21 protein-coding genes are annotated in these 23,163 nt (G+C 64.5%); 6 read left to right on the plus strand and 15 right to left on the minus strand.

The features are described from left to right. Nucleotides 1-91 precede the first annotated feature (91 nt). The 3 genes from AC5QAH_RS18440 (at nucleotide 92) to AC5QAH_RS18450 (ending at nucleotide 3,466) form a co-directional block, all read left to right on the plus strand. Nucleotides 92-1,294, plus strand: coding sequence for an amino acid aminotransferase (locus AC5QAH_RS18440; RefSeq protein ID WP_049453882.1), 1,203 nt, complete (start codon nucleotides 92-94; stop codon nucleotides 1,292-1,294). Between the two features lie 339 nt (nucleotides 1,295-1,633). After that, nucleotides 1,634-2,650, plus strand: a complete 1,017-nt coding sequence (locus tag AC5QAH_RS18445; protein WP_049436134.1) for a class 1 fructose-bisphosphatase — start codon at nucleotides 1,634-1,636, stop codon at nucleotides 2,648-2,650. A gap of 108 nt (nucleotides 2,651-2,758) precedes the next feature. Beyond that, nucleotides 2,759-3,466, plus strand: coding sequence for a 2OG-Fe(II) oxygenase (locus AC5QAH_RS18450; protein WP_019337497.1), 708 nt, complete (start codon nucleotides 2,759-2,761; stop codon nucleotides 3,464-3,466). Nucleotides 3,467-3,522: 56 nt separating this feature from the next. On the opposite strand, the gene AC5QAH_RS18455 is transcribed toward AC5QAH_RS18450, so the two are convergent. The 15 genes from AC5QAH_RS18455 to dnaA all read right to left on the minus strand — a co-directional run bounded on the left by AC5QAH_RS18455 (nucleotide 3,523) and on the right by dnaA (nucleotide 20,451). Then, nucleotides 3,523-4,614 carry a PA0069 family radical SAM protein gene (locus AC5QAH_RS18455; RefSeq protein WP_043397720.1) on the minus strand — a complete coding sequence of 364 codons (1,092 nt, stop codon included), beginning with the start codon at nucleotides 4,612-4,614 and terminating at the stop codon, nucleotides 3,523-3,525. Nucleotides 4,615-4,756: 142 nt separating this feature from the next. Continuing rightward, entirely contained in the window at nucleotides 4,757-5,500 is a 744-nt protein-coding gene (locus AC5QAH_RS18460) for a pyridoxine 5'-phosphate synthase (protein ID WP_043397717.1), read from the minus strand. A 9-nt stretch (nucleotides 5,501-5,509) separates the two neighbouring features. After that, nucleotides 5,510-5,779 carry a membrane protein gene (locus AC5QAH_RS18465; RefSeq protein WP_049453878.1) on the minus strand — a complete coding sequence of 90 codons (270 nt, stop codon included), beginning with the start codon at nucleotides 5,777-5,779 and terminating at the stop codon, nucleotides 5,510-5,512. Nucleotides 5,780-5,819: 40 nt separating this feature from the next. Beyond that, entirely contained in the window at nucleotides 5,820-7,280 is a 1,461-nt protein-coding gene (gene cls / locus AC5QAH_RS18470; RefSeq protein WP_049453946.1) for a cardiolipin synthase, read from the minus strand. A gap of 136 nt (nucleotides 7,281-7,416) precedes the next feature. Beyond that, nucleotides 7,417-7,830 carry an ExbD/TolR family protein gene (locus AC5QAH_RS18475; RefSeq protein WP_005411740.1) on the minus strand — a complete coding sequence of 138 codons (414 nt, stop codon included), beginning with the start codon at nucleotides 7,828-7,830 and terminating at the stop codon, nucleotides 7,417-7,419. Between the two features lie 3 nt (nucleotides 7,831-7,833). Continuing rightward, nucleotides 7,834-8,259, minus strand: a complete 426-nt coding sequence (locus AC5QAH_RS18480) for an ExbD/TolR family protein (protein WP_005411739.1) — start codon at nucleotides 8,257-8,259, stop codon at nucleotides 7,834-7,836. Between the two features lie 62 nt (nucleotides 8,260-8,321). Continuing rightward, on the minus strand, nucleotides 8,322-9,083 hold the full coding sequence (exbB, locus tag AC5QAH_RS18485; RefSeq protein WP_004132614.1) for a TonB-system energizer ExbB: 762 nt from the start codon (nucleotides 9,081-9,083) through the stop codon (nucleotides 8,322-8,324). A 93-nt stretch (nucleotides 9,084-9,176) separates the two neighbouring features. Then, the gene (locus AC5QAH_RS18490) at nucleotides 9,177-9,842 is read right to left on the minus strand and encodes an energy transducer TonB (RefSeq protein ID WP_495219163.1); all 666 of its coding nucleotides are present in this window, start codon (nucleotides 9,840-9,842) and stop codon (nucleotides 9,177-9,179) included. Between the two features lie 143 nt (nucleotides 9,843-9,985). Then, on the minus strand, nucleotides 9,986-11,173 hold the full coding sequence (locus AC5QAH_RS18495) for a tetratricopeptide repeat protein (protein ID WP_010487420.1): 1,188 nt from the start codon (nucleotides 11,171-11,173) through the stop codon (nucleotides 9,986-9,988). 132 nt (nucleotides 11,174-11,305) lie between these two features. Beyond that, nucleotides 11,306-12,112, minus strand: a complete 807-nt coding sequence (locus tag AC5QAH_RS18500) for a M48 family metallopeptidase (protein ID WP_010487422.1) — start codon at nucleotides 12,110-12,112, stop codon at nucleotides 11,306-11,308. 71 nt (nucleotides 12,113-12,183) lie between these two features. After that, a complete protein-coding gene (locus AC5QAH_RS18505) occupies nucleotides 12,184-13,029 on the minus strand; it encodes a CPBP family intramembrane glutamic endopeptidase (protein ID WP_010487423.1) in 846 nt (281 codons plus the stop codon). 67 nt (nucleotides 13,030-13,096) lie between these two features. Next, a complete protein-coding gene (gyrB, locus tag AC5QAH_RS18510) occupies nucleotides 13,097-15,556 on the minus strand; it encodes a DNA topoisomerase (ATP-hydrolyzing) subunit B (protein ID WP_010487426.1) in 2,460 nt (819 codons plus the stop codon). 112 nt (nucleotides 15,557-15,668) lie between these two features. After that, nucleotides 15,669-16,763, minus strand: a complete 1,095-nt coding sequence (gene recF / locus AC5QAH_RS18515; protein WP_049453874.1) for a DNA replication/repair protein RecF — start codon at nucleotides 16,761-16,763, stop codon at nucleotides 15,669-15,671. 980 nt (nucleotides 16,764-17,743) lie between these two features. Continuing rightward, nucleotides 17,744-18,844 (minus strand): DNA polymerase III subunit beta, encoded by a 1,101-nt coding sequence (gene dnaN, locus AC5QAH_RS18520; RefSeq protein ID WP_005411731.1) that lies wholly within the window; start codon nucleotides 18,842-18,844, stop codon nucleotides 17,744-17,746. Between the two features lie 275 nt (nucleotides 18,845-19,119). Beyond that, a complete protein-coding gene (dnaA, locus tag AC5QAH_RS18525) occupies nucleotides 19,120-20,451 on the minus strand; it encodes a chromosomal replication initiator protein DnaA (protein WP_049453872.1) in 1,332 nt (443 codons plus the stop codon). Nucleotides 20,452-20,706: 255 nt separating this feature from the next. Between dnaA and rpmH the strand changes: the two genes are divergently transcribed. Genes rpmH through yidC form a run of 3 tightly spaced genes read left to right on the plus strand, consistent with a single transcriptional unit; the run spans nucleotide 20,707 to nucleotide 23,062 of the window. Continuing rightward, nucleotides 20,707-20,847 (plus strand): 50S ribosomal protein L34, encoded by a 141-nt coding sequence (gene rpmH, locus AC5QAH_RS18530; protein WP_005411729.1) that lies wholly within the window; start codon nucleotides 20,707-20,709, stop codon nucleotides 20,845-20,847. 5 nt (nucleotides 20,848-20,852) lie between these two features. Further along, nucleotides 20,853-21,347, plus strand: a complete 495-nt coding sequence (gene rnpA, locus AC5QAH_RS18535) for a ribonuclease P protein component (protein WP_021203275.1) — start codon at nucleotides 20,853-20,855, stop codon at nucleotides 21,345-21,347. After that, nucleotides 21,347-23,062: a membrane protein insertase YidC gene (gene yidC, locus AC5QAH_RS18540; protein WP_043397705.1), complete on the plus strand. Its 1,716-nt coding sequence runs from the start codon at nucleotides 21,347-21,349 to the stop codon at nucleotides 23,060-23,062. The genes rnpA and yidC overlap by 1 nt, the downstream gene beginning before the upstream one ends. Nucleotides 23,063-23,163: the final 101 nt, after the last annotated feature.

Here is a 23,163-nt window from a genome sequence, read left to right on the forward strand (position 1 = left end):
GGCTTTGTTACGATGGGCTGTTTCCGGCCGAAAAGCCGCGAACCGCGTGGCGCAATTCCTCCCCCTTTCCGTCTACCGAACGAGTACCGCCGTGTCCTTCTTTGCAAACGTGGAACTGGTCCCAGGCGACCCGATCCTGGGCCTGACCGAGGCGTACAACGCCGACAGCCGCCCGACCAAGGTCAACCTGGGTGTGGGCATCTACTACGACGAGAGCGGCCGCATTCCGCTGCTGCGCGCCGTCAAGCAGATCGAGCAGCAGCTCGCCGCTGAAGCCAAACCGCGCGGCTATCTGCCGATCGATGGCCTGCCGGCGTACACGCAGGCCACGCGTGAGCTGGTGTTCGGCAAGGACTCGCCGCTGCTGGCCGCCGGCCGCGTCACCACCGCACAGACCGTTGGTGGCAGCGGTGCGCTGCGCGTCGGCGCCGACGTGCTGAAGAAGCTGCTGCCGCACGCCACCGTTGCGCTGAGCAACCCGAGCTGGGAAAACCACCGCGCCGTGTTCAGCGCGGCCGGTTTCGAGGTGCTGGACTACACCTACTTCGACCCGACCACCCATGGGGTTGATTTCGACGGCATGCTGGCCGACCTGGGCAAGCTGGAAGCCGGCACCGTGGTGCTGCTGCATGCCTGCTGCCACAACCCCACCGGTGCCGACCTCACGGTCAGCCAGTGGAAGCAGGTCGCGCAGCTGCTGAAGGACCGCCAGCTGTTCCCCTTCATCGACATGGCCTACCAGGGCTTCGACAAGGGCATCGAACAGGACGGCGCCGCGGTGCGCATCATCGCCGAAGCAGGCATCGACAGCTTCATCGTCGCCAACTCGTACTCCAAGTCGTTCTCGCTGTACGGCGAGCGCGTGGGTGCGCTGTCGATGGTGGCGCCGACCGCCGTTGACGCCAAGGCCGTGCAGTCGCAGGTCAAGCGCGTGATCCGCACCATCTACTCCAGCCCGTCCACCCACGGTGCCGCGCTGGTGGCCGGCGTGCTGACCAACCCGGAACTGCGTGCGATGTGGGAGCAGGAGCTGACCGAGATGCGCGAGCGCATCCACGCCCTGCGCCAGGGCCTGGTCGAGAAGCTGGCTGCCGCTGGCGCACCGCAGTTCGGTTTCATCAACGAACAGGCCGGCATGTTCTCCTACTCCGGCCTGAGCCGCGAGCAGGTCGAACGCCTGCGCGACGAGTTCGGCATCTACGCCGTCGGCACCGGCCGCATCTGCGTGGCCGCGCTGAACCAGAACAACCTGGAGTACGTCGCCAAGGCCGTGGCCACCGTCGCCAAGGGCTGAAGCAACGCTCCAGTGGCTTGAAGACAAAGGCGCCGAAAGGCGCCTTTGTTTTTGCTCCTGCTTTGCCTTTGCCACACTCTCCGCGCTCGCGGCGAACCCTGAAGCGCAGGGCGAGGCACACCGTGGCCAGGACCGTGAGGCGCATGGATGCGCCGATCGAGCCCCCATGGATGGGTTTACGGCGTGTCCTGGCCACGGTGTGCCTCGCCCTGCGCCTCCATGAAGGAAGGCGCCACGAGCGCAACGCATCTGGAAACGATTACGCCTTCCCGCGCTCACGCACGGCCCCGCCATACGGGCGACAATAGGCGTTTTCCCGCTGCCGAGACCTGCCCGACCATGTCCCGTACTTCGTTGACCCGCTTCCTGATCCAGGAACAGCACGCCGGCCGCATCAATGCCGACCTGCGCCAGCTGATCGCCGTGGTCGCCCGCGCCTGCACCAGCATCTCCATCGCCGTCAGCAAGGGCGCCCTCGGTGGCGTGCTCGGCGACGCCGGTACCGGCAACGTGCAGGGCGAAGCGCAGAAGAAGCTGGATGTGATCAGCAACGAGATCCTGCTTGAAGCCAACGCCTGGGGTGGCCACCTCGCCGCCTGCGCCTCCGAAGAAATGGACCACAGCCAGCCGGTGCCGGACATCTACCCGCGTGGTGATTTCCTGCTGCTGTTCGATCCCCTCGACGGCAGCTCCAACATCGACGTCAACGTCTCCGTCGGCACCATCTTCTCGGTACTGCGCTGCCCGACCAACGTCGAACTTCCGGGCGATGACGCCTTCCTGCAGCCGGGCAGCAAGCAGATCGCCGCCGGCTACTGCATTTACGGGCCCAGCACCCAGCTGGTGCTGACCGTCGGCCACGGTACCCATGCCTTCACCCTGGACCGCGAGAAGGGCGAGTTCGTGCTGACCACCGAGAACATGCAGATCCCGGCGGCAACCCAGGAGTTCGCCATCAACATGTCCAACCAGCGTCACTGGGAAGCGCCGATGCAGGCCTACGTCGGCGACCTGCTGGCGGGCAAGGAAGGCGCGCGCGGCAAGAACTTCAACATGCGCTGGATCGCCAGCATGGTGGCCGACGTGCATCGCATCCTGACCCGCGGCGGCATCTTCATCTACCCGTGGGACAAGAAGGATCCGTCCAAGGCCGGCAAGCTGCGCCTGATGTACGAAGCCAACCCGATGGGCCTGCTGGTCGAACAGGCCGGCGGCGCCGCCTGGACCGGCCGCGAGCGCATCCTCGACATCCAGCCCGACCAGCTGCACCAGCGCGTACCGGTGTTCCTCGGTTCGCGCGAGGAAGTGGCTGAAGCCGTGCGCTACCACAACGCGCACGACGACGCACAGGGCTGAGGGCCTATCGCCTGACAGCGGTCATGGCAGTTCGATGACATGACCGTGGGGTGACACCGAGGGCGGCAAACGGCACCATCAAGCCGTTGCCGCCTAAGGAATGCACGCATGCACGAGCAGGGCCCGGTCGATTTCATCGAAGTCATCCACAACGCCGTCCCCAGCGAGGTCTGCGCGGCCATCGTTGAACGCCTGCGCGCCACGCGTGGCCTGCAGCCCGGTGCCGTGGGCAGTGGCGTGTTCCCGGAACTCAAGCACAGCAAGGATCTGCGTATCAGTGGCCTGGACGGCTGGCAGGATGTCGACCAGCAGCTGCAGATCGCGGTGTTCAACGGCCTGCTGACTTATCTACGCCGTTATCCACAGGCTTTGATCGCCCCGCTGATGTTGCAGATCCAGGACAGCAACGGCCAACCGCGACGCCTGTCTGCCGAGGACTTCCCTGACATGCCACCGCAGCAGCTGGCCGACCTGGCTCGCACCTGCCTGCGTCCGGGTGCGATCAACCTGCAGTGGTATGCGGCAGGCGAGGGCGGCTATCCGTACTGGCACTGCGAGCTGTACCCCAAGGATGCGCAGGCCGAGACCCTGCATCGGCACGTGTTGTGGACGCTGTACCTCAACGACGACTTTGACGAAGGCGAGACCGAGTTCCTGTTCCAGGGGCGGAAGATCGCACCTCGTACCGGCAGCCTGCTGATTGCGCCGACTGCGTTCACTCATACCCATCGTGGCAATCGCCCGCAGGGTGGGGACAAGTTCATCGCGACCAGCTGGATCCTGTTCCAGAGTGCGCAGAAGTTGTTCGGGGGGTGACGCCGAGCGGCTCGTCGGCCTCGGATGTAGAGTCGAGCCATGCTCGACGGATGGACTCAGAACAACGACCCCTGCGGCGAATCCTTCTTCGGCGGCAACGGCTTCAGGAACCGGCTGCAATCCAGCTTCGGCCAATGACTGTTCTGCGCGTTGAAGCCGAGGCGCTTGCGCGCCAGCTTGAAGCGGTTGTTCAACAGATCCGCATACACACCCTGGCCCCGCATGCGGGTTCCGAACTGGCTGTCGTAGTCCTTGCCGCCACGCAGCTGCTGGATGGTGCTCATCACATGCGCGGCACGATCGGGATGATGGGTGTCCAGCCAGTCGCGGAACAACGGCGCCACTTCAAGCGGCAAGCGCAGCAGCACGTAACCAGCGGTACTGGCGCCAGCGTCGTGCGCAGCCTCCAGCACGGCCTCCAGCTCGCTGTCGTTGATCCATGGGATCACCGGCGCCACCATCACACCGACCGGAATGCCCGCTTCATGCAGACGCTTCATCGCGCGCAGCCGTGCATGCGGCGCCGATGCGCGCGGTTCCAGCTTTGCGGAAAGATGCGGGTCCAGCGTGGTCACCGAGAAGTGCACGCTGACCAGGTTCTCCGCCGCCAGCGGTGCAAGCAGATCGATATCGCGCTCGACCAGTGCGTTCTTGGTGATCAGCGAAAAAGGATGCTTGGTCTCCAGCATCACTTCGATCAGCTGGCGGGTCAGCTTGAACTTGCGCTCGATCGGCTGGTACGCATCGGTATTGATGCCCAGTGCGATCGGCTGCGGCACGTAACCCGGCTTCGACAGCTCCTTGCGCAGCAGCTGGGGGGCATTGGTCTTGGCGAACAGCTTGGTCTCGAAGTCCAGGCCCGGCGACAGGTTCAGATAGGCATGCGAGGGGCGCGCGAAGCAGTAGGAGCAGCCATGCTCGCAGCCGCGGTAGGGATTTACCGACTGGCTGAAGCCGACGTCCGGCGAGGTGTTGCGGGTGATGATGCTACGCGCGGTCTCGGCACGCACCTCGGTGCGGAGGCGCGGGGCAAGGAACTCCTCGCTCTCGTCCACCGCCCAGCCGTCGTCCACCGCCTCGCTGACGGTGCTTTCAAAGCGCCCGGCAAGGTGGGACGTGGAACCTCGGCCCTTGATCGCAATACCCATTGTGGCAGCGTACATCGTGGCCGTCTCAATGGCTGCGACGGCCGCCTGAAGGGTTCAGGGCGGTGCTGAGCCGAGCATGGGCTCGGCTCTACAGTTGATGCAGAGACCTTGTAGAGCCGAGCCTACGCTCGGCTGCAATGCATCAGAGCAGCGCCAGGTAGCCGCGCACCGTAGCATCCAGCCCGTCATACAGCGCTTCGCCGATCAGCGCGTGGCCGATCGATACTTCCAGCACGTCCGGCACGTTCGCCAGGAAGTCACGCAGGTTGTCCTGCGACAGGTCGTGGCCGGCGTTGACGCCCAGCCCAACCGCCTGTGCGCGGCGTGCGGCGGTGGCAAACAGCGCCAGCATCGCCTCGGCATCACCGGCGGCGTGCGCTTCGGCGTAGGGGCCGGTGTACAGCTCGATGCGATCGGCGCCGACGTCGGCCGCCTGCTCCAGCAGCGGATTACCGGCGTCAACGAACAGGCTGACCCGGCAACCCATCGCCTTCAGTTCGGCCACCAGTGGTCGCAACCGCTCGCCGTCACGCTCGAAGTCGAAACCGTGATCGGACGTGATCTGCCCATCGCCATCCGGCACCAGCGTGGCCTGCGCCGGGCGGGTCTGTTCGCACAGCGGCAGCAGCCCGGGGTAGCCCTCGCGCGGCGGCGCGAACGGGTTGCCTTCGATGTTGAATTCGACGCCACGCGCGCGGGTCAGCGTCGACAGCGCCAGCACGTCCTCGGCGGTGATGTGTCGGCGGTCCGGCCGCGGGTGCACGGTGATGCCATGCGCACCGGCGTCCAGGCAGGCCTGGGCGGCACGCACCACGTCCGGTTCGGCACCGCCGCGCGAATTGCGCAGGACGGCGATCTTGTTGACGTTGACGCTGAGCTGGGTCATGGAACGGAACTACTGGGAAAGAGGGGACGGATCGTGGTCGTTGTGGTCGTCACCAGGGCGGGCCTGGGCCCGCTCGCGCAGGCGGCGCAGTTCCTCGGCATCGACCAGGGTGGCAGGGTCGCGCTGCAGATCGCCGAAGCGGGCCACGTAGCGGCCTCGCACCCAGGCCAGCAGGAAGGCGAGGGCGGCCAGCAGGCACAGAGTCATCAGCCCGGCGCTGGGGGTCTTCAGCGCGAAGGCGAAACAGCCCAGCGCCAGCAGCAGGTACAACCAGTACATAGTGGGGCTCCCCGGGTGATCGCCGCAGTGTAGCGCTGCGTCAGAGCAGCGGCGAGGCCAGCCGGGCGAAGGCCTCGGGCAGGCGGTGCAGCCACAACGAGCGGCCGGCCTGGTCGCGCACCCGCGTGGAACGGTCGAACTCACCCTGCAGCAGTTCGGCCAGGGCAGCCACCCGGTCACGGTCACTGATCATCATCGACAGCTCGAAGTTCAGCCGGAAGCTGCGGTGATCGAAGTTGGCACTGCCAACGATGCAGACATCGTCGTCGGCGATGAAGGCCTTGGTATGCAGCATGCGCGGGCCGTACTCGTAGATCTTCACCCCGGCATGCAGCAGCTCGTCGAAGTAGGAGCGGGCGGCCTGGGTGACGAACCAGGAATCGCTCATCTTCGGTACCAGCAGGCGCACGTCCAGGCCGCCCAGCGCGGCCGAGGTCAACGCCATCCGCGCCGCTTCGCCCGGCACGAAGTAGGGCGTGACCAGCCAGACACGCTCATGCGCTTCCTGGATCGCCGCCACGTGCAGGCGATGGATCGTTTCCCAGCCCGAGTCCGGACCGGAGACCAGCACCTGGGCGTTGATCGCACCATCGCCGCGCAGCGGCATGTCGGCCGGCCACAGACGGGCGATGTCCATGCGCGAGGGATCCTGCCCACTTGCGTAGAGCCAGTCCTCGGCAAACACCAGCTGCAGGCTGCGCACCACGTGGCCGCGGATGCGCATGTGCAGGTCGCGGTAGGCATCCGCCCTGCGGCTTTCATCCTCGTCGTCGGTGATGTTGATGCCACCGGTGAAGGCGAGGCGCCCATCGACGATCACCAGCTTGCGGTGGGTACGCAGGTTCAACCACGGGCGCTTGAACGGCTTCAGCAGCTGCCGTGGGTGGAACCAGATCGCTTCGCCACCGGCGTCGAGCAGCGGCTGCAGGAAGCGGCTGGGCAGGGCGGAAGAGCCTACGGCATCGAGCAGCAGGCGCACCTGCACGCCGGCCTGTGCACGTTCCACCAGCGCGTCACGCAGGGCGGTTCCGGCATGGTCCGGGTTGAAGATGTAGTACTCCAGATGCACGTGGTCGCGTGCCTGTGCGACGGCCTCAAGCAGCGCGGCGTAGGTCGCCGCGCCGTCCACCAGCCAGGTCACTTCGGTGGCGCTGCTCGGCGCAAGCCCGGTCGTGGCCTGGGCGATCTTGGCCAGCTCGGTGCAGTCGGCGTCGGGTGGGCAGACGTCGCTGTAGTGCTCCATGCCCGACCGCGCGCGGCCACGGCGCAAACGCTGCCGCTTCACCTTCTGCGGGCCCAGCAGGTAGTAGATGAAGAGGCCCAGGTACGGCAGCAGCGCCAGCGACAGGATCCAGCTCAGCGTCGCCACCGGCTCGCGCTTCTGCAGCATGATCCAGCCGGTCAGCGCGAGCAGGTACAGCAGATAGGCCACCGCCAGGATGGTACCGAGGTGGGCAATGCCGTCCAGCCAGTGGCGCAGGGAGTCGAAGAGGGCGAGCATCCGCCGATCATAGCGGCGCATGCCACCCGATGGGATCCAACCTCGACCCGTGTGCCAGGATGAGAACAAAAAAAGACGCCCCTGTTTCCAGGGGCGTCTGCAGTCGCGTCATGACTGTTGTGTTGCGGTGTAGCGATTACTGCTGCACAAAACCGATCTTCTTCATCTGAGCGTTCTTCGCAGCGGCCAGAACCTTGGCCATCACGTCGTACTCGGAATCCGGGCTGGCGTCGATGCGCAGTTCCGGCTGGTTGGTCGGGTCACGCTGGACCTCCTGCTCCATCCGCTGCTGCAGCTCGCTGGTATTGATCGGGCTGTTGTTCCACGAGACCTGGTTGCTGGCGTCGATCTTCAGTTCGATCGGCGGCGGCGGTTCGACCAGCTGCGGCGGTGGGTTGAGCACGCGCTGCGGCAGGTCCACGGCGATCGGGTACGTCATGATCGGCGCGGTCACGATGAAGATGATCAGCAGAACCAGCATCACGTCCACGAGGGGCGTGACGTTGATGTCTGCCATGGGGCCCTTGCCACCACCACTACTGAATGCCATGGCTTATTGCCCCTTTTCTTTGGTCGCGACGAAGCCGACGTCAAGCATGCCCTGCTCCTGCGCGACCTTGGTCAGGTCGTTGATGACACGCATCTTGGTGGTGCGGTCACCACGCAGGTTCAGCGGCGGCTGCGGGGTCTGCTGGGCGGCGGTCGCCAAGCGCGACTCGAGAGTCTGCTTGTTGATTTCTTCGTCGTTCCAGTAGATCGAGCCGTCTTCCTTGACTGCCAGGGTGATCGGTCCGGAACGCTTTTCAGCGTCTTCCGGCTTCTGGATCAGGTTGGCTTCCGGCAGATCCACCTTGACCTTGTGGGACATCAGGGGCGCCGTGATGATGAAGATGATCAGCAGCACCAGCATCACGTCCACGAGGGGCGTAACGTTGATGTCGGCCATGGGGCCGCCGCTGTTACCACTACTGAAAGCCATAACGGGCTCCGTCTAGATCTTGGTGACTACTTACGTTCGTCGCTGGGTGACGCGCGCCGCAATTAGCGGACGCGCGAGCCGGTGGCGAAGAAGTCGTGCAGGTCGTGCGCGAAGGTATCGAACTTGCTGATGGTCGCGCTGTTGATCTTGCTGAAGAAGTTGAAGGCGAACACGGCCGGGATCGCGACGAACAGACCGATCGCGGTCATGATCAGCGCTTCACCCACCGGGCCGGCAACGGCGTCGATCGAAGCGGAGCCGGTGGCACCGATCTTGATCAGCGCGCCGTAGATGCCCCACACGGTACCCAGCAGACCGACGAACGGAGCGGTTGCGCCGACGGTGGCCAGCAGGGTCATGCCCGACTGCAGCTTGTTGCTTTCGCGGGTCACGGCCTGACGCAGGGCGCGGTCGACGAACTCCGAACGGCTCAGGTTCTCACCCACGCCGCCGGTGGCGCCGCCTTCAGCGCGCTGGTGGTGGGCAGCCGCCTGGGCAGCGTCCAGGGCGATCTTCGAGAACGGCTCGGAAGCCGGCTGTTCTTCCATCGCACGGATGGCGTCCTGCGCGTTCGGGGTGTCCCAGAACAGGCTGACGACGCGATCGGCGGCGCTCTTCAGGCGGGTAGCACGGAAGATGTTGATGACGGTCCAGTACCAGGACATGGCCGACATGACGACCAGGGTCAGCAGCACGACCCAGGAAACCGCGAAATCACCCGGCTTGGTGGTCATTTCGTGGATCAGGTGCTCGAAGCCCATCTGCGACAGGGCGTTGGACGGATTGCCCCCGGCAGCAGCGGCGATGAAAATTTCCTGCAGCATGACGCTTACCTTTGTTGTGTGTGGTGATAAAGGGTGTAGCTAAGCTAAACAATCGAACCGGGAGCGGGGGTGGCCGGCGGCCACCCGGGCGCATCAGTTCAGCGCAAAGTTGACCGGAACGCGAACGCGACCTGCCGTCTTCTTACCGCCTGCTTCAGCGGCGTTGAAGCGCCACTTGCGAGCCGCTTCCATCGCAGCACGGTCCAGGTCGCGGTTACGGCTGGACTTTTCCACCGTGACATTGGTGACGTTGCCGCTGGCATCGACATCAATGATCAGGATCACTTCGCCTTGGATACCCGCGCGGAAGGCTGCCGGCGGGTAGCGCGGCGGATTCATGGCCTTCGACGAGATGTCCACGCTGGCCTCGATCGAGGTCGGCGGTGCCGGCGGCGCCGGAGGCGACGGCGGGGTGACGATGTCGTTCGGGCGCGGTTCCGGCACGTCCACGACCGGCGCCTGCGGCGGCGGCGGGACCGGCGACGGCTTCGGCGGCGACAGATTCTTCACCGGCGGCGGCGGAGTATCGGTCGGCGGCGGCGGCGGCGGCGGGGGCGGCGGCGGCGGGGCGTCGACGATCGTCACCATGACGTTGCGCTCCTTCTCAGCCACGGCCTTGGGAGCCACGGCGGGGATCAGGAGCATCATGAACGCGGCCAGATGCAGGGCAATTACAAACGCGATGCCGACGATGCGAGGCCAGCTCAGCCCCTTGTCATCGGGTTGTTCGTACCGGTGAACGACTAGTTGTTCCGTCATGCGCCAAGAGCTCAATAGTGGGGCCGGGATGCCGGGGGCGGAATCCCTGATCAGCGGTGCATGACACCGCAGGAACCTCCAAGCTTATACCAATCCTGAGCGCCTGCGCATCAACTGTGCAGGCATTCAGGCGTTATTCCTACTTACTTCAGGTTGATGATTTTTTTGGCATCAGCCTGGTTCTTCACACCCTTCGCCAGCGCCTGCTGGGCGGCCTGCTTGGCCTCCGGGATGCGACCTTCGGCATGCAGGACGCGTGCCAGGTTCAGGTAGGTCTCACCGTCCTTGGACAGCGGGGCGGCCTTCTGCCACGCATCGATCGCCTGCGGCACCTGGTCGGAGTAGTAGTAGGACTGGGCCAGCGCCAGGTAGACCTGGTAATCCGGCTTCAGGATGCCCTTCTGCAACCCTTCGTTGATGACCGCGATGACGTCCTTTTCCTTGTGTTCGGTGTTGGCATAGATCGAGTACAGCTGCTTGTACTCGCGCTCTTCGGTGAGCTGGCCGCTGCTGCGCAGCTTGTCCATCACCGCGGCAGCCTTTTCCATCTGGTCGGCCTGCATGTACATGCTGGCCAGGTTCAGCTGGGCCTTCTTGTCGTTCGGGTTCTTGGCGGCCAGCGCCTCGGCTTCCTTCACCGCTTCGCCGGACTGACCGGCTTCAGCGAGGGCCGCCATCAGCAGCTGGTTCCAGTTGTCCTTCGGTTCGGTGGCACCGGCGATGGCCTGCTTGAGCACCGGGATCGCTTCCTGGTAGCGCTCCAGCTGGTACAGCGCCTGGCCCTTGGCGATCAGTTCTTCCGGCTTGGTCGACTTGCTCTCGGCGAAGTACTTGTCCAGGGTCGCCAGGCCTTCGGCGGTCTGGTCTTCCTGCAGCTGCAGCTGGCCCAGCATCAGCATCGACTGGAAGTGGCCGTTGTTGTCCAGGCCGTTGAACTGCAGGACCTGCTTCAGGTAGGCAACGGCAGCCGGCGTGTCGTCGGTCTGGTAGGCGGCCTGCGAGGCCAGCTGCGCGGCCAGCGACTTGTCGTACTCGTTCGCGGCGCTGTCAGCGAGGATCGCGTCGGCCTGCGTGCGCGTCTCCGGGAACTTTTCCTTGTTGTAGCTGTCGATCATCTTCTGCAGCTTGCTGCCCAGCTTGGCCGATGCCTTGACGGTCGGCTCCTCGCGGGTCGCGTTCGGGTACAGCGCTTCGGCCTTGGCCTGCTTGCCGCCGCGGTTGCCACGCTCGGAGGAACGCGAGGACTGCGCGAAGGCATCGGTGACCACGGCGCCGGTCAGGGCGGTCGCGACGAGGACGGAAAGCACAGCTTTGTGGTTACGGAAAATCATCGTTCACCTCGATCGAACCGCCGGTTAGCGGCAAAGTCGGACTGTCAGAAAAATCTGAGCCGCCAAACGTATCAGAAACAGATGGCGTGAGAAATCGTTTTATGTGCTGCAATACAGCATAGAAATGCGCACTCATCCGCACTTTGGCCGCAGCCCGGCCGCCTGCGCCTGCTGATAGACCGGCGTCAGAGCCGGTGCATCGCGTCGCAGTTCCTGGATCCGGTTGGCTGGGTCGGGGTGGGTGGACAGCCATTGTGGGCTGCGACCGCCACTGGCAGCCATCATGTTCTGCCACAGGTCGACCGCCTGCGCCGGGTTGAAGCCGGCCTGGGCCATCAGTCGCTGGCCGATCACGTCGGCCTCGCTTTCCTGGGTGCGTGAACCGGGCAGCAGGAAGGCGGTCTGCGCGCCCATGCCACCAAGCTGGTTGACGGTGCTGGCAGCGCCTTCGCCGTAGGCCGCGCCGGCCAGCGCACCGAGCACGGCCAGCCCGGTCTGCGCGCCCATCTGCCGGGTGATGCGCTCCTCGTGGTGGCGGGCGATGACGTGGCCGATTTCATGGCCGATTACGGCAGCCAGCTGATCCTGGTTCTTGGCGACGGTGAAGATGCCAGTGTTCACGCCGACCTTGCCGCCGGGCAGGGCGAAGGCGTTGGGCTCCTTGTCGACGAACACCGCCGTCTCCCACCGTACGCCACGGTATTGAGGCGGCAACTGCGCGACCAGGGCATTGACCACGCACTGCACATAACCGTTCTGGCGGCCGTCGGTGCTGATCTTTTCCTTCTGCTTGGTTTCGGCGAACGCCTGAGCGCCGAGCTGATCCAGCTGCGCCTGCGACACCCCGCCCACCATCTGCCGGCGGCCGGTAGGGGAGGTCGTGGTCGCGCAGGCGCTGACCAGGGTGGTGATGACAAGGGCCAGCAGCAGTTGTTTCATGGATCCACCCCCGTGTTCATATGCGCAGTGTGTAGCGTAGCGGCTTAATCTTTCGTCAAGCGGACACGGCGTTACGTTGCCCCGAAGAACACAAGTGCGGCAAGCGCCACACCGTTGTTCAGCGCGTGCGCGGCGATCGCGGCCCAGAGCGTACCGGTGCGCTGGTACAACCAGCAGAACGCAGCCCCCATGCCGCCATAGACCAGCCACAGCTGCGCGATCTCGGCCGGGCCGTTGGCGCTGGTGCCAGGGATTTCATGGATGAGGGCAAAAGCAAGGCTGCTCAGTACCACGCCCAGCCACGGACGCCCGGCTTTCCACAGGCGGCCAAACAGCACGCGGCGGAACAGCAGCTCCTCGTAGGCCGGTGCCAGTACCACCGCGAACAGCACCAGGAACAATGGGAAGCGCGCGATCGCGCTCTGCATCAGCGCCAGGTTGGTGGGAACCGGCTCGATACCGAACTGCTTGGCCAGGAAGGCGATGCCATTGCTGCCGAGCACGATCAGGGTCGCCACCAGCAGGGTCCAGCCCCAGGTGGAGGGACGGCGCAGCGCCTGGCGCGACGCGTGGCGCTCGGCCGTGTTGGCCGGACGTCGCCAGAAGTACAGCAGCAGCGCGGCGCCGCCGGTGGCAAACAGCGCCATGAGAATCTGCGCAAGCGCGCCGGGCTGGCCCAGTGACGCCGCTACCGAACTGGCCTCGGGTGCGCCAGCGCCGGCCTGTGCGTTCGCGTAACCGACCACCACGCCACGGTACAGGCCCCACAGCAGGCCGCTGATCAGGCTCAGGCCGAACAGGGTGACGGCGGCGATGCCCAGGTCGATGAAGAACCCCGCCAACGGCGAAACGGCACGCGGCGCGGCAGAAGCCGGCGGAACCGGGGGCGGAGCGGAAACCGGGGCGGATGCGGACATCAGGTACCTGTGTTCAAGAGTCGAAGGCCGGCGCGCCTCCCCGCGCACCGGCCGTGTCCCGATTGTGTCAGATATCCAGGTTTGCGACCTTCAGCGCGTTGTCTTCGATGAAGTCGCGACGCGGTTCGACGACATCGCCCATCAGCGTGCTGAATATCTGGTCAGCAGCGACAGCGTCTTCGATGCGCACCTGCAGCAGTCGACGGGTTTCCGGATTCACCGTGGTGTCCCACAGCTGCTCCGGATTCATTTCACCCAGGCCCTTGAATCGCTGGATCTGGCGGCCGCGCTTGGCCTCCTCGAGCAGCCAGTTCTGTGCCTTGGCAAAGCTGTCGACTTCGATCGACTTGGCACCGCGGGAAATGGTCGCGCCTTCGCGGACCAGACCGTGCAGCAGCTTCGATGCCTGGTGGATTGCGCGCAGTTCGCCGCTTTCGAAGGCCGACATCGGCAGCACCTGGATGTGCTGTTCACCCATGTGGCGACGGGTCACCAGCACGGCGGCCGGGCGCTCGTCGTTGGCTTCCTGCAGTTCCAGCGTGAAGCGCGGGCTGCCCAGGCTACCCTGGTTGAGGCGCTTGGCCAGTGCGTCCAGTCCTTCACCTTCGCCGGCAGCGCGCAGGCTTTCCAGGTCCATCGGTACGAAGTCGACCAGCGCTTCAAGCAGGTTGCGGTCGTAGCGATGTGCGTTGCGCTCGATCGAATCCAGCGCGGCCGCGTAGGCCAGCAGCAGCTTCTCCAGCGCAAGGCCTTCGATGCCGGGCTCGCCGGTGGCCGGCACCAGTGCAGCGTTTTCCACTGCGCTGCTGGCCAGGTAGCTGTCCAGCGCCGGGTCGTCCTTCAGGTACAGCTCCTGCTTGCCCTGCTTGATCTTGTACAGCGGCGGCAGGCCGATGTAGACGTAACCGCGCTCGATCAGCTCCGGCATCTGACGGTAGAAGAACGTCAGCAGCAGGGTGCGGATGTGGGCGCCGTCGACGTCGGCGTCGGTCATGATGATGATCTTGTGGTACCGCAGCTTGTCCGGGTTGTACTCGTCACGGCCGATGCCGGTGCCCAGCGCGGTGATCAGCGTACCGACCTGGTCGGAGGACAGCATGCGGTCGAAGCGCGCGCGTTCCACGTTGAGGATCTTGCCGCGCAGCGGCAGCACCGCCTGGTTCTTGCGGTTGCGGCCCTGCTTGGCCGAGCCACCTGCCGAGTCACCCTCGACGATGAACAGTTCGGACAGTGCCGGATCCTTTTCCTGGCAGTCGGCCAGCTTGCCCGGCAGGCCAGCGATATCCAGCGCACCCTTGCGGCGGGTCAGGTCGCGGGCCTTGCGCGCAGCTTCACGTGCACGGGCGGCATCGACGATCTTGCCGGCGATCGCCTTGGCTTCGTTCGGGTTTTCCTGCAGGAACTCTTCCAGGCGCGCACCGAAGGCATTTTCCACCGCCGGACGCACGTCGGAGCTGACCAGCTTTTCCTTGGTCTGGCTGGAGAAGCTCGGGTCCGGCACCTTCACCGACAGCACCGCGATCATGCCTTCGCGCATGTCGTCGCCGGTCAGGTTGATCTTGGCCTGCTTGGCGATGCCGTTCTGCTCGATGTAGTTGTTGAGCACCCGGGTCAACGCACCGCGGAAACCGGCCAGGTGGGTACCGCCGTCCTTCTGCGGAATGTTGTTGGTGAAGCAGTACATCGTCTCCTGATAGGAGTCGGTCCACTGCAGCGCCACGTCCACCACGATGCCGTTGTGCTCGCCGGTGACCGAGATGACGTTCGGGTGCAGCGGAGTCTTCAGCTGGGCCAGATGCTCCACGAAGCTGCGGATGCCGCCCTCGTAGTGGAAATCATCGCGACGGCCATCACCACGCTCGTCGGCAAGGACGATCTTGACGCCGGAGTTCAGGAACGACAGCTCGCGCAGGCGGCGGGCCAGGATGTCGTAGTGGAACTCCACGTTGTCGTGGAAGGCGACGGTGGACGGCCAGAAACGCACGGTGGTGCCACGCTTGGTGGTGGCTTCCAGCTTGGCCAGCGCGGTCACGGCTGCGCCGTTGCTGAATTCCTGCTGGTAGTGGGAACCGTTCTGGAACACGTCCACCAGCAGCTTCTGCGACAACGCGTTGACCACGCTGACGCCGACGCCGTGCAGGCCGCCCGAAACCTTGTAGCTGTTGTCGTCGAACTTGCCGCCCGCGTGCAGGACGGTCATGACCACTTCGGCCGCAGACACTTCGCGGCCGAGCTTGGCGCTCATCTGCTCGTGCTTGCCGGTCGGAATGCCGCGGCCGTTGTCGGACACCGAAACCGAGCCGTCGGCGTGGATCGTCACTGCAACATGGTCGGCGTGGCCGGCCAGCGCTTCGTCGATCGAGTTGTCGACGACCTCGAACACCATGTGGTGCAGACCGGTACCGTCATGCACGTCGCCGATGTACATGCCTGGACGCTTGCGGACAGCCTCCAGGCCTTCCAGGGCGGTAATGCTGTTGGCGTCGTAATTGCCGTTGTTTGCCGGGGTGTTCTGTTCGTCGCTCATTGCGCTTGCCGTAGGCTCCGCAGGTCGGCCACCGCTTGGGGCGATGTGCCGAGAATGAAAGGATTCCAACCCGAATTATACCAGCCGGGGTCGAGCGGCCCTGGTGTGCCCACTATGGCACAGCCACGATCTGTGCATGTTCCACGTGGAACCGGGCGATGTGGGTCAGTTCCTGCAGCGCCGCCGGGGTTTCGGTGGCGGTGATGAAGATCTGTGCCGGGCCATTGAGCAGGCGCTCCAATACCCGCGCCTGGTGGGTGCGATCCAGTTCCGAAGCCAGATCATCCAGCGCGATCACCGGCCATTCGCCGCGCTGTTCCGCATAGTCCTCGGCCTGTGCCAGCAGGCACGCCAATGCCGTCAGCTTGGCCTGGCCGCGGGACAGTGCATCACGCCCCGGAATGCTGTCGAAATCCACACTCCAGTCCGCCCGGTGCGGGCCGACCGAGGTATACCCGGCCTGCCGGTCACGTTCCCGGGCCAGAAGCAAGGCATCGGCCAAGGGAAGCTCATGCCGCCGCCATCCAGGACTCAGGTCCAGTCCGTGGATGCCCAGTTGCGGCGCCAGGCTGGCGGCCAAAGCCACAGTGCGCTGCTGCAGACGCTCCAGGTAGTGCTGGCGGCGGCTGGTCAGCGGTTCTCCGGCCTCGGCCAGCTCGTGATCCCAGGTATCGAGCATCCGCGACGGCCCGCCCTGCTTGAGCAGGGCGTTGCGCTGCTTCAGCGCCCGGGAGTAGCGGCGCCACAAGGACAGAAAATCCGGTTCCACGTGGAACAAGCCCCAATCGAGGAAGCGGCGGCGGGGTTCGCCACCACCACTGACCAGTGCATGGCTCCCGGGCTCGAACGTCACCACGGCCAGTGCTGCGCAGAGATTACCCAGCTGCGCGACATCTTCGCCGTCCAATCGCCCCTTCCAGTCCTGGCCACTGTGGCGCAGCCCGGCTTTTCGGCGGTGCGGCGGGTGATTGGCACGCTGTTCGTCCCATTCCACGAAGATTTCCAGCGCTTCCTGGCCCTGACGCACCAGACCGTCGCGCACTCGACCACGGAAGCTGCGCCCATAGGCCATCAGGTGCAGGGCTTCGAGCACGCTGGTCTTGCCGGCACCGTTGTCGCCGGTCAGCAGGTTCAATCCTGGCTGGGGCGACAGGTCCACCGCACTGAAGCGACGCAGTTGATGCAAGGCGAGGCGGCGGATCTGCATGGGGCGCGAAAGACCATCCGCACGAGGCGGTAGAGGGGCAGGGAATCCATCAGCTTACTGCATCGGTCAAGCCGGGCGCGCTGGCAGGCCGGTCGAGCCGAAGGTGCAGCTTCTGCACCCATCGATGGACGCGTTCCACGTGGAATGCGGGTGACGCGCCCGTTCGTTCCGGGCAGGAACGGCCCGAAATTTCTTCAAATCTGCGCGGGGTTCCAAGGCCCATACCCTCAGATTTCGCCAATCTCGCGAGCGCTGCAGGGCCATCGCGGGACACCTCGCGGGTGGTTCCGACGGATGACCCCGCCGATTCCTTCAAATCTGCGATCCGATGCCCTGGAGGGTTCCACAGATTTCAAGAAAATCAGGACGCTAGTTCCACACTGTCCACAGGAGGCATGTATGACTTATACACAAGGTATGGGCAATCTGTGGATAAAAAAGCCCTTTTGCTCAGCGCTGAAAACTATCCACAGGTTCCCCCCCAGCCCGAGGGCCCTCTATACAGGGGGTTTCAGGCTCATAAATCCCTTTAAAAACAAACAGATAATGCATTTCTCCACGAAATCTGGCTCTACCATCACCACCATGCTTTAGATTTATACCCAGATTTAGAAGCTAGGATTGCCCAAGTGTGCCCCCGAGCCGACCAGTGGATAGTGCCGTTTGCAGAAGCGAAGGACCTCCTCCCGGGGAAGATGATCTGCTGCTTCCACCATTGAAGATCAGGACAACGAAGTGGGACATGCGAAGCGCTCGCTGCCAGAACCCAGATCGCATGGAGCCCGACGAGCACTGCAAGAAGAATTCCCCACGTCCTGGATTCCGAGTTGCTTCGAGCAAGCGAGATCGAGTTGGTGTGGGGCCGAGCAGGGCACGTCCAGGAGTTCTACGATCCGTTTCGACAATGCTCCACGTGGAACATAAAAAAACGCCCGGGAGGTCCCGGGCGCTTCTGGGTTCCACGTGAAACAGCGTTTCCGTCAGAGACGCAGCGGCATCACCACGTGGCGCGACTTCTCGCTGCTGGATTCACGCACCAGAGCCGAGGAGTTGGAGTCGCGTAGCTGGATGATCACTTCCTCGTCGCGCAGGGCGGAGAGGGCATCCAACAGGTAGTTCACGTTGAAGCCGATGGCCAGATCGCTGACCGTGGTGTCGGCCTCGATCTCTTCCTGGGCTTCTTCCTGTTCCGGGTTGTGCGCGCTGATCTTCAGGTTGCCCGGCGAGACTTCCACGCGAATGCCGCGGTACTTCTCGTTGGACAGGATCGCGGCGCGCTGCAGCGAGGCACGCAGTGCTTCACGATCCACCTTCACTTCGCGGTCGGCACCGATCGGGATCACCGCTTCGTAGTCCGGGAAACGGCCATCGATCAGCTTCGACGTGAAGGTGACATCGTCGCGCTTGACGCGGACGTGGCTGCGGCCGACTTCCAGCTCGATTTCGCGATCGCCGCTTTCCAGCAGGCGCTGCAGCTCGGTCACGCCCTTGCGCGGCACGATGATCTGGCGCTTCGAACCGCTGGGCTTGGCCAGGTCGGTTTCGCAAAGGGCCAGACGGTGGCCGTCGGTGGCAACGGTGCGCAGTGCATCGCCACGCAGGTCGAACAGCAGACCGTTGAGGTAGTAGCGCACGTCCTGCTGGGCCATCGCGAACGCGGTGCGCTCGATCAGCTCCTTCAGGGTCGCTTCGCCGATGGCCACGCGCTCGGTGGCTTCCACTTCGTCCACCGACGGGAAGTCATTGGACGGCAGGGTGGCCAGGGTGAAGCGGCTGCGACCGGCCTGCACGGTGATCTTGTCACCGGTCTGCGAGACGGTAATCCGGCTGCCGTCGGGCAGGGCGCGGATGATCTCGAACAGCTTGCGGGCGGGAATGGTGGTTTCGCCGTCCTGGGCGTCTTCAACCGCGATCCGCGACACCATCTCCACTTCCAGGTCGGTACCGGTCAGCGACAGCTGGCCGTTCTGCACCTGGACCAGGAAATTGGCCAGAACCGGAAGGGTCTGGCGGCGTTCGACCACGTTGACGACCTGTGCCAACGGCTTGAGAAAGGCTTCGCGCTGCAGTGTGAAACGCATGTGGTTCCGTGCCCCTATGCTTTAAAAAATGTGGAATAAATCAAAAGCTTGGTGGTGCTGGTAGAGACAGAATCGCTGGAAAACAACGCTAAGTCTTTGTAAATAAAAGAATTTCAGACCTCGAAACTCTCTGTATTACCGACCCCCAAGGGGTGGGGAAAGCTGTGGATAAATTCGGAGCGATTTCAAACGCCATTTTTATCCACAACGTGTCCCGCGCTTGCTACCGGATTCTGCACCGTTTTGTGCGATGACGCCTCATCGGCATCCGTGCATCATTCGCTCAGCTTCCGGATCAGCTTGTCCCAGTCCTCGCGGAGCTTGCCGTCGGTTTCCATCAGGGTCCGGATCTGGCGGCAGGCATGCAGCACCGTGGTGTGATCGCGACCGGCAAAGGCGTCGCCGATCTCGGGCAGGCTGTGCTCGGTCAGTTCCTTGGTCAGGGCCATGGCGACCTGGCGGGGCCGGGCCAGCGAACGGGTCCGACGCTTCGACAGCAGATCCTTGATCTGCAGCCCGTAGTAGTCGGCCACGGTTTTCTGGATGTTGGGAATGCTGATCGCCTGCTGCTGGGCGCGCAGCAGGTCGCGCAGGGTTTCCTGGGCGAATTCGGTGGTGATCGCGCGGCCGGTGAAATTGGCGCGGGCGGTCAGGGTATTCAGCGCACCCTCGAGGTCGCGCACGTTGGAGCGCATCTTCTTGGCGATCAGGAACGCAACATCATCGGGAATCTCGGCACCGCGTTCGCGTGCCTTGGCCAGCACGATCGCGGCGCGGGTCTCGAAGTCCGGCGGTTCGATCGCGACCGACAGGCCCCAGGCAAGCCGCGACTTCAGGCGCGCTTCCAGGCCCTCGACTTCGCGCGGATAGCGGTCACAGGTCAGGATGATCTGCTGCTTGCCATCGAACAACGCGTTGAAGGTGTGGAAGAACTCTTCCTGGGTGCGGTCCTTGCCGGCGAAGAACTGGATGTCATCGATCAGCAGCGCGTCGACCTGCTGGAACTGGCGCTTGAACTGATCCATGGTCTTTTCCTGCAGGGCCCGGATCATCGCGCTGAAGAACTGTTCAGAACGCAGGTACAGCACCTTCGCGCCCGGATTGGCCTGGCGCATGGCGTTGCCGGCAGCGAACATCAGGTGGGTCTTGCCCAGGCCGGTGCCTCCGTACAGCAGCAGCGGATTGTGCGCGCGGTCGCCCGGCTTCTGCGCTGCCTGGAAGGCGGCGGCCAGGCCCAGCTGGTTGCTGCGGCCTTCCACGAAGTTGGCGAACGTGTAGTGATTGTCCAGGTTGCCGGCGAAGGGCACCTGCGGTTCGCTGGACACATGCGCCGATGACGCGGAAACCGGCGCGTTCTGCGCCTCCACAGGGCGCGGGCGCGAGCCGATTTCAAGAAAAACGTCGCTGAAGCCGGCGAAATGCGCCAGCAGTTCGCGGATCCGGGCCAGATACAGCTCGCGGACCTGGTCGACGATGAAGGCATTCGGTGCATACAGCACCAGGCTGTCCACGCGCAGATCGGCCTGCAGCGGCTTCAACCAGGTATGAACGTCTTCCGGCGGGAACTCCGCTTCGAGGCGCTCGAGACTACGGGACCAAGCATCCATCAGCAATAATCGTCCGGTGGCCGGGGCATGGACGCGACAAGGCGCCCAAACACAGGCCGGAAAGGGGGGAAATGGATGGCTCAGACTACCACCGAGCGCCCGCCTTCGGAATGCTTGTCCCCTACTTATTCACAAAAACATCCACAGCTATTGCACAGCCCAGTGAATTCGCGTAGCTGCCAGGGGTTGACTTGGGGCGGGGTACCTCTCTAGAATTTCCGGTTCTTTCCGTCCCATTCATACGAGAGGCCCCCAATGGCCACGAAGCGCACCTACCAGCCCAGCAACCTCAAGCGTAAGCGCGACCACGGCTTCCGTGCCCGTATGAAGACCGCTGACGGCCGCAAGATCCTGTCGCGTCGCCGCGCCAAGGGCCGCAAAGTCCTGAGCGCCTGATTGCCATGCCGCACATCGCGGCAGACGCAATCCCTTCGACAGTGAATACTGCAGACCCGCGCAAGCGATTCCCTCGCTCTGCGCGGGTTCGCACGCGTGCCGAATACTCAACGGTCTTCAACGGCGCCCGCCGTGTGTCCGATCCGCTGATGACCCTGCACTGGCTGCCGGCTGACCGGCCGGCCAGGCTGGGTCTGGCGGTTTCCCGCAAGGTTGATCCGAACGCCGTCGGGCGTAACCGGATCAAGCGCGTCCTGCGCGACATCCTGCGTCAGACACGTACCGACATCCAGCCAGGCGACTTTGTCGTCGTGGCTCGTAGTGCTGCGCGTTCCGCCAGCAACGACGAGATCCGCCAGGCCTTCCTGCGCCTGCTGCGTCGCCTGCGTGCATTGCCCACGCCGGGCGTGGACGGCACAATGCCGCCGCCTGATGGCATCGCAACTCCTTCTTTGACCGAGCCGGCATCGCGTCCCGGCCCCGCCGAGCCTGTCCGCTGATGAACCAGACCCGCGTATTCCTCATTTTTGCCTGGCTGATGGTGGCCGTGCTGCTGTGGATGGAGTGGAGCCGTGAAAAGGCTGCTCCGACCCCGGCACCGACGACCACGTCGGCCCCGGCCGCTGCACAGAGCGTTCCGGGCGCAACCCCGGGCGCCATCCCCAGCGCCCAGGTTCCGGGTGCGCCCGGCCAGGCCGCCGTGCAGGCGCAGGCCAGCGCCACCCCCGCCAGCCAGCGCGTGACCGTCACCACCGACGTCCTGCGCCTGGTGCTCGATGGCGGCCGCGTGCTCGACGCCGAGCTGCTGCAGTTCCCGCAGACCAAGGACGAAGGCAGCCCGCCGGTCCGCCTGCTGACCGAAGACCCCGCGCATCCGTACAGCGCGATCAGTGGCTGGGCCAGCGAAGACAAGAACACCCCGGTCCCCGGCGCTGACGGCTTCAAGCTGGTGGGTGACACCAAGGACTTCGTGCTGGCCAAGGGCCAGAATGAGCTGCAGATCCCGTTTGTGTGGACCGCCGACAACGGCGTGACCATCAAGCGCACCCTGACCGTCTCGCGTAACGAGTACGCCGTGCGCTTCAAGGACGAAGTCAGCAACACTGGTGCCGCTCCCTGGAACGGCTACGTCTACCGCACCCTGGACCGCACCCCGACCATCCTGTCGCGGAGCATGACCAACCCGGATTCCTTCAGCTTCAACGGTGCCACCTGGTACGACAACGACAAGAAGTACCAGCGTCGTGCGTTCAAGGACTACCTGGAAGACGGCACGCTGAACCAGAACATCACCGGCGGCTGGCTGGCGATGCTGCAGCACCACTTCTTCACTGCCTGGATCCCGCAGAAGGACCAGACCGCACACTACGTGCTGTCGCAGGTGGCCGGTCGTGACCTGATCGAAGCGCGTGGCCCGGCCTTCACCGTGGCACCGGGCCAGTCCACGAGCACCGAAGCCCGCCTGTGGGTCGGCCCGAAGCTGGTCAACCTGATCGCCAAGGAAGATGTGCCGGGCCTGGACCGCGTGGTCGACTACAGCCGCTTCTCGATGATGGCGGTGATCGGCCAGGGCCTGTTCTGGGTGTTGAACCAGGTGCACAAGCTGGTGGGCAACTGGGGCTGGGCGATCGTCGGCCTGGTGGTGCTGCTGAAGCTGGTGCTGTACCCGCTGTCGGCGACCCAGTACAAGAGCGGTGCGAAGATGCGTCGCTTCCAGCCGCGCATCGCGCAGCTGAAGGAACGCTATGGCGATGACCGCCAGAAGTTCCAGACCGCGATGATGGAGCTGTACAAGAAGGAAAAGATCAATCCGATGGGCGGCTGCCTGCCGATTCTCATCCAGATGCCGATCTTCTTCGCCCTGTACTGGGTGCTGGTGGAATCGGTCGAACTGCGCCAGGCGCCCTGGTTCGGCTGGATCCAGGACCTGACCGCACGCGACCCGTACTTCATCCTGCCGGTGATCAACGTGGCGGTGATGTGGTTCACCCAGAAGCTGACCCCGGCACCGGGCATGGACCCGATGCAGCAGAAGATGATGCAGTTCATGCCGCTGGTGTTCGGCGTCATGATGGCCTTCATGCCGTCCGGCCTGGTCCTGTACTGGGTGGTCAACGGCGGCCTGGGCCTGCTGCAGCAGTGGTGGATGACCAAGCGCCATGGCGGCGAGCCGGTCCCGGCCACCACCGCGCCGGCCCCGGTCAAAAAGAAGTAATCGGTAGAGCCGGCCGCTGGCCGGCTGACCCCAGCAGAAGCCCGCCGCAAGGCGGGCTTTTCGCATCCGGCGTTAGAATCGCCGGCACACCGATCCTGCAT

This window comes from Stenotrophomonas sp. YJH_SMC_43 (assembly GCF_059372535.1).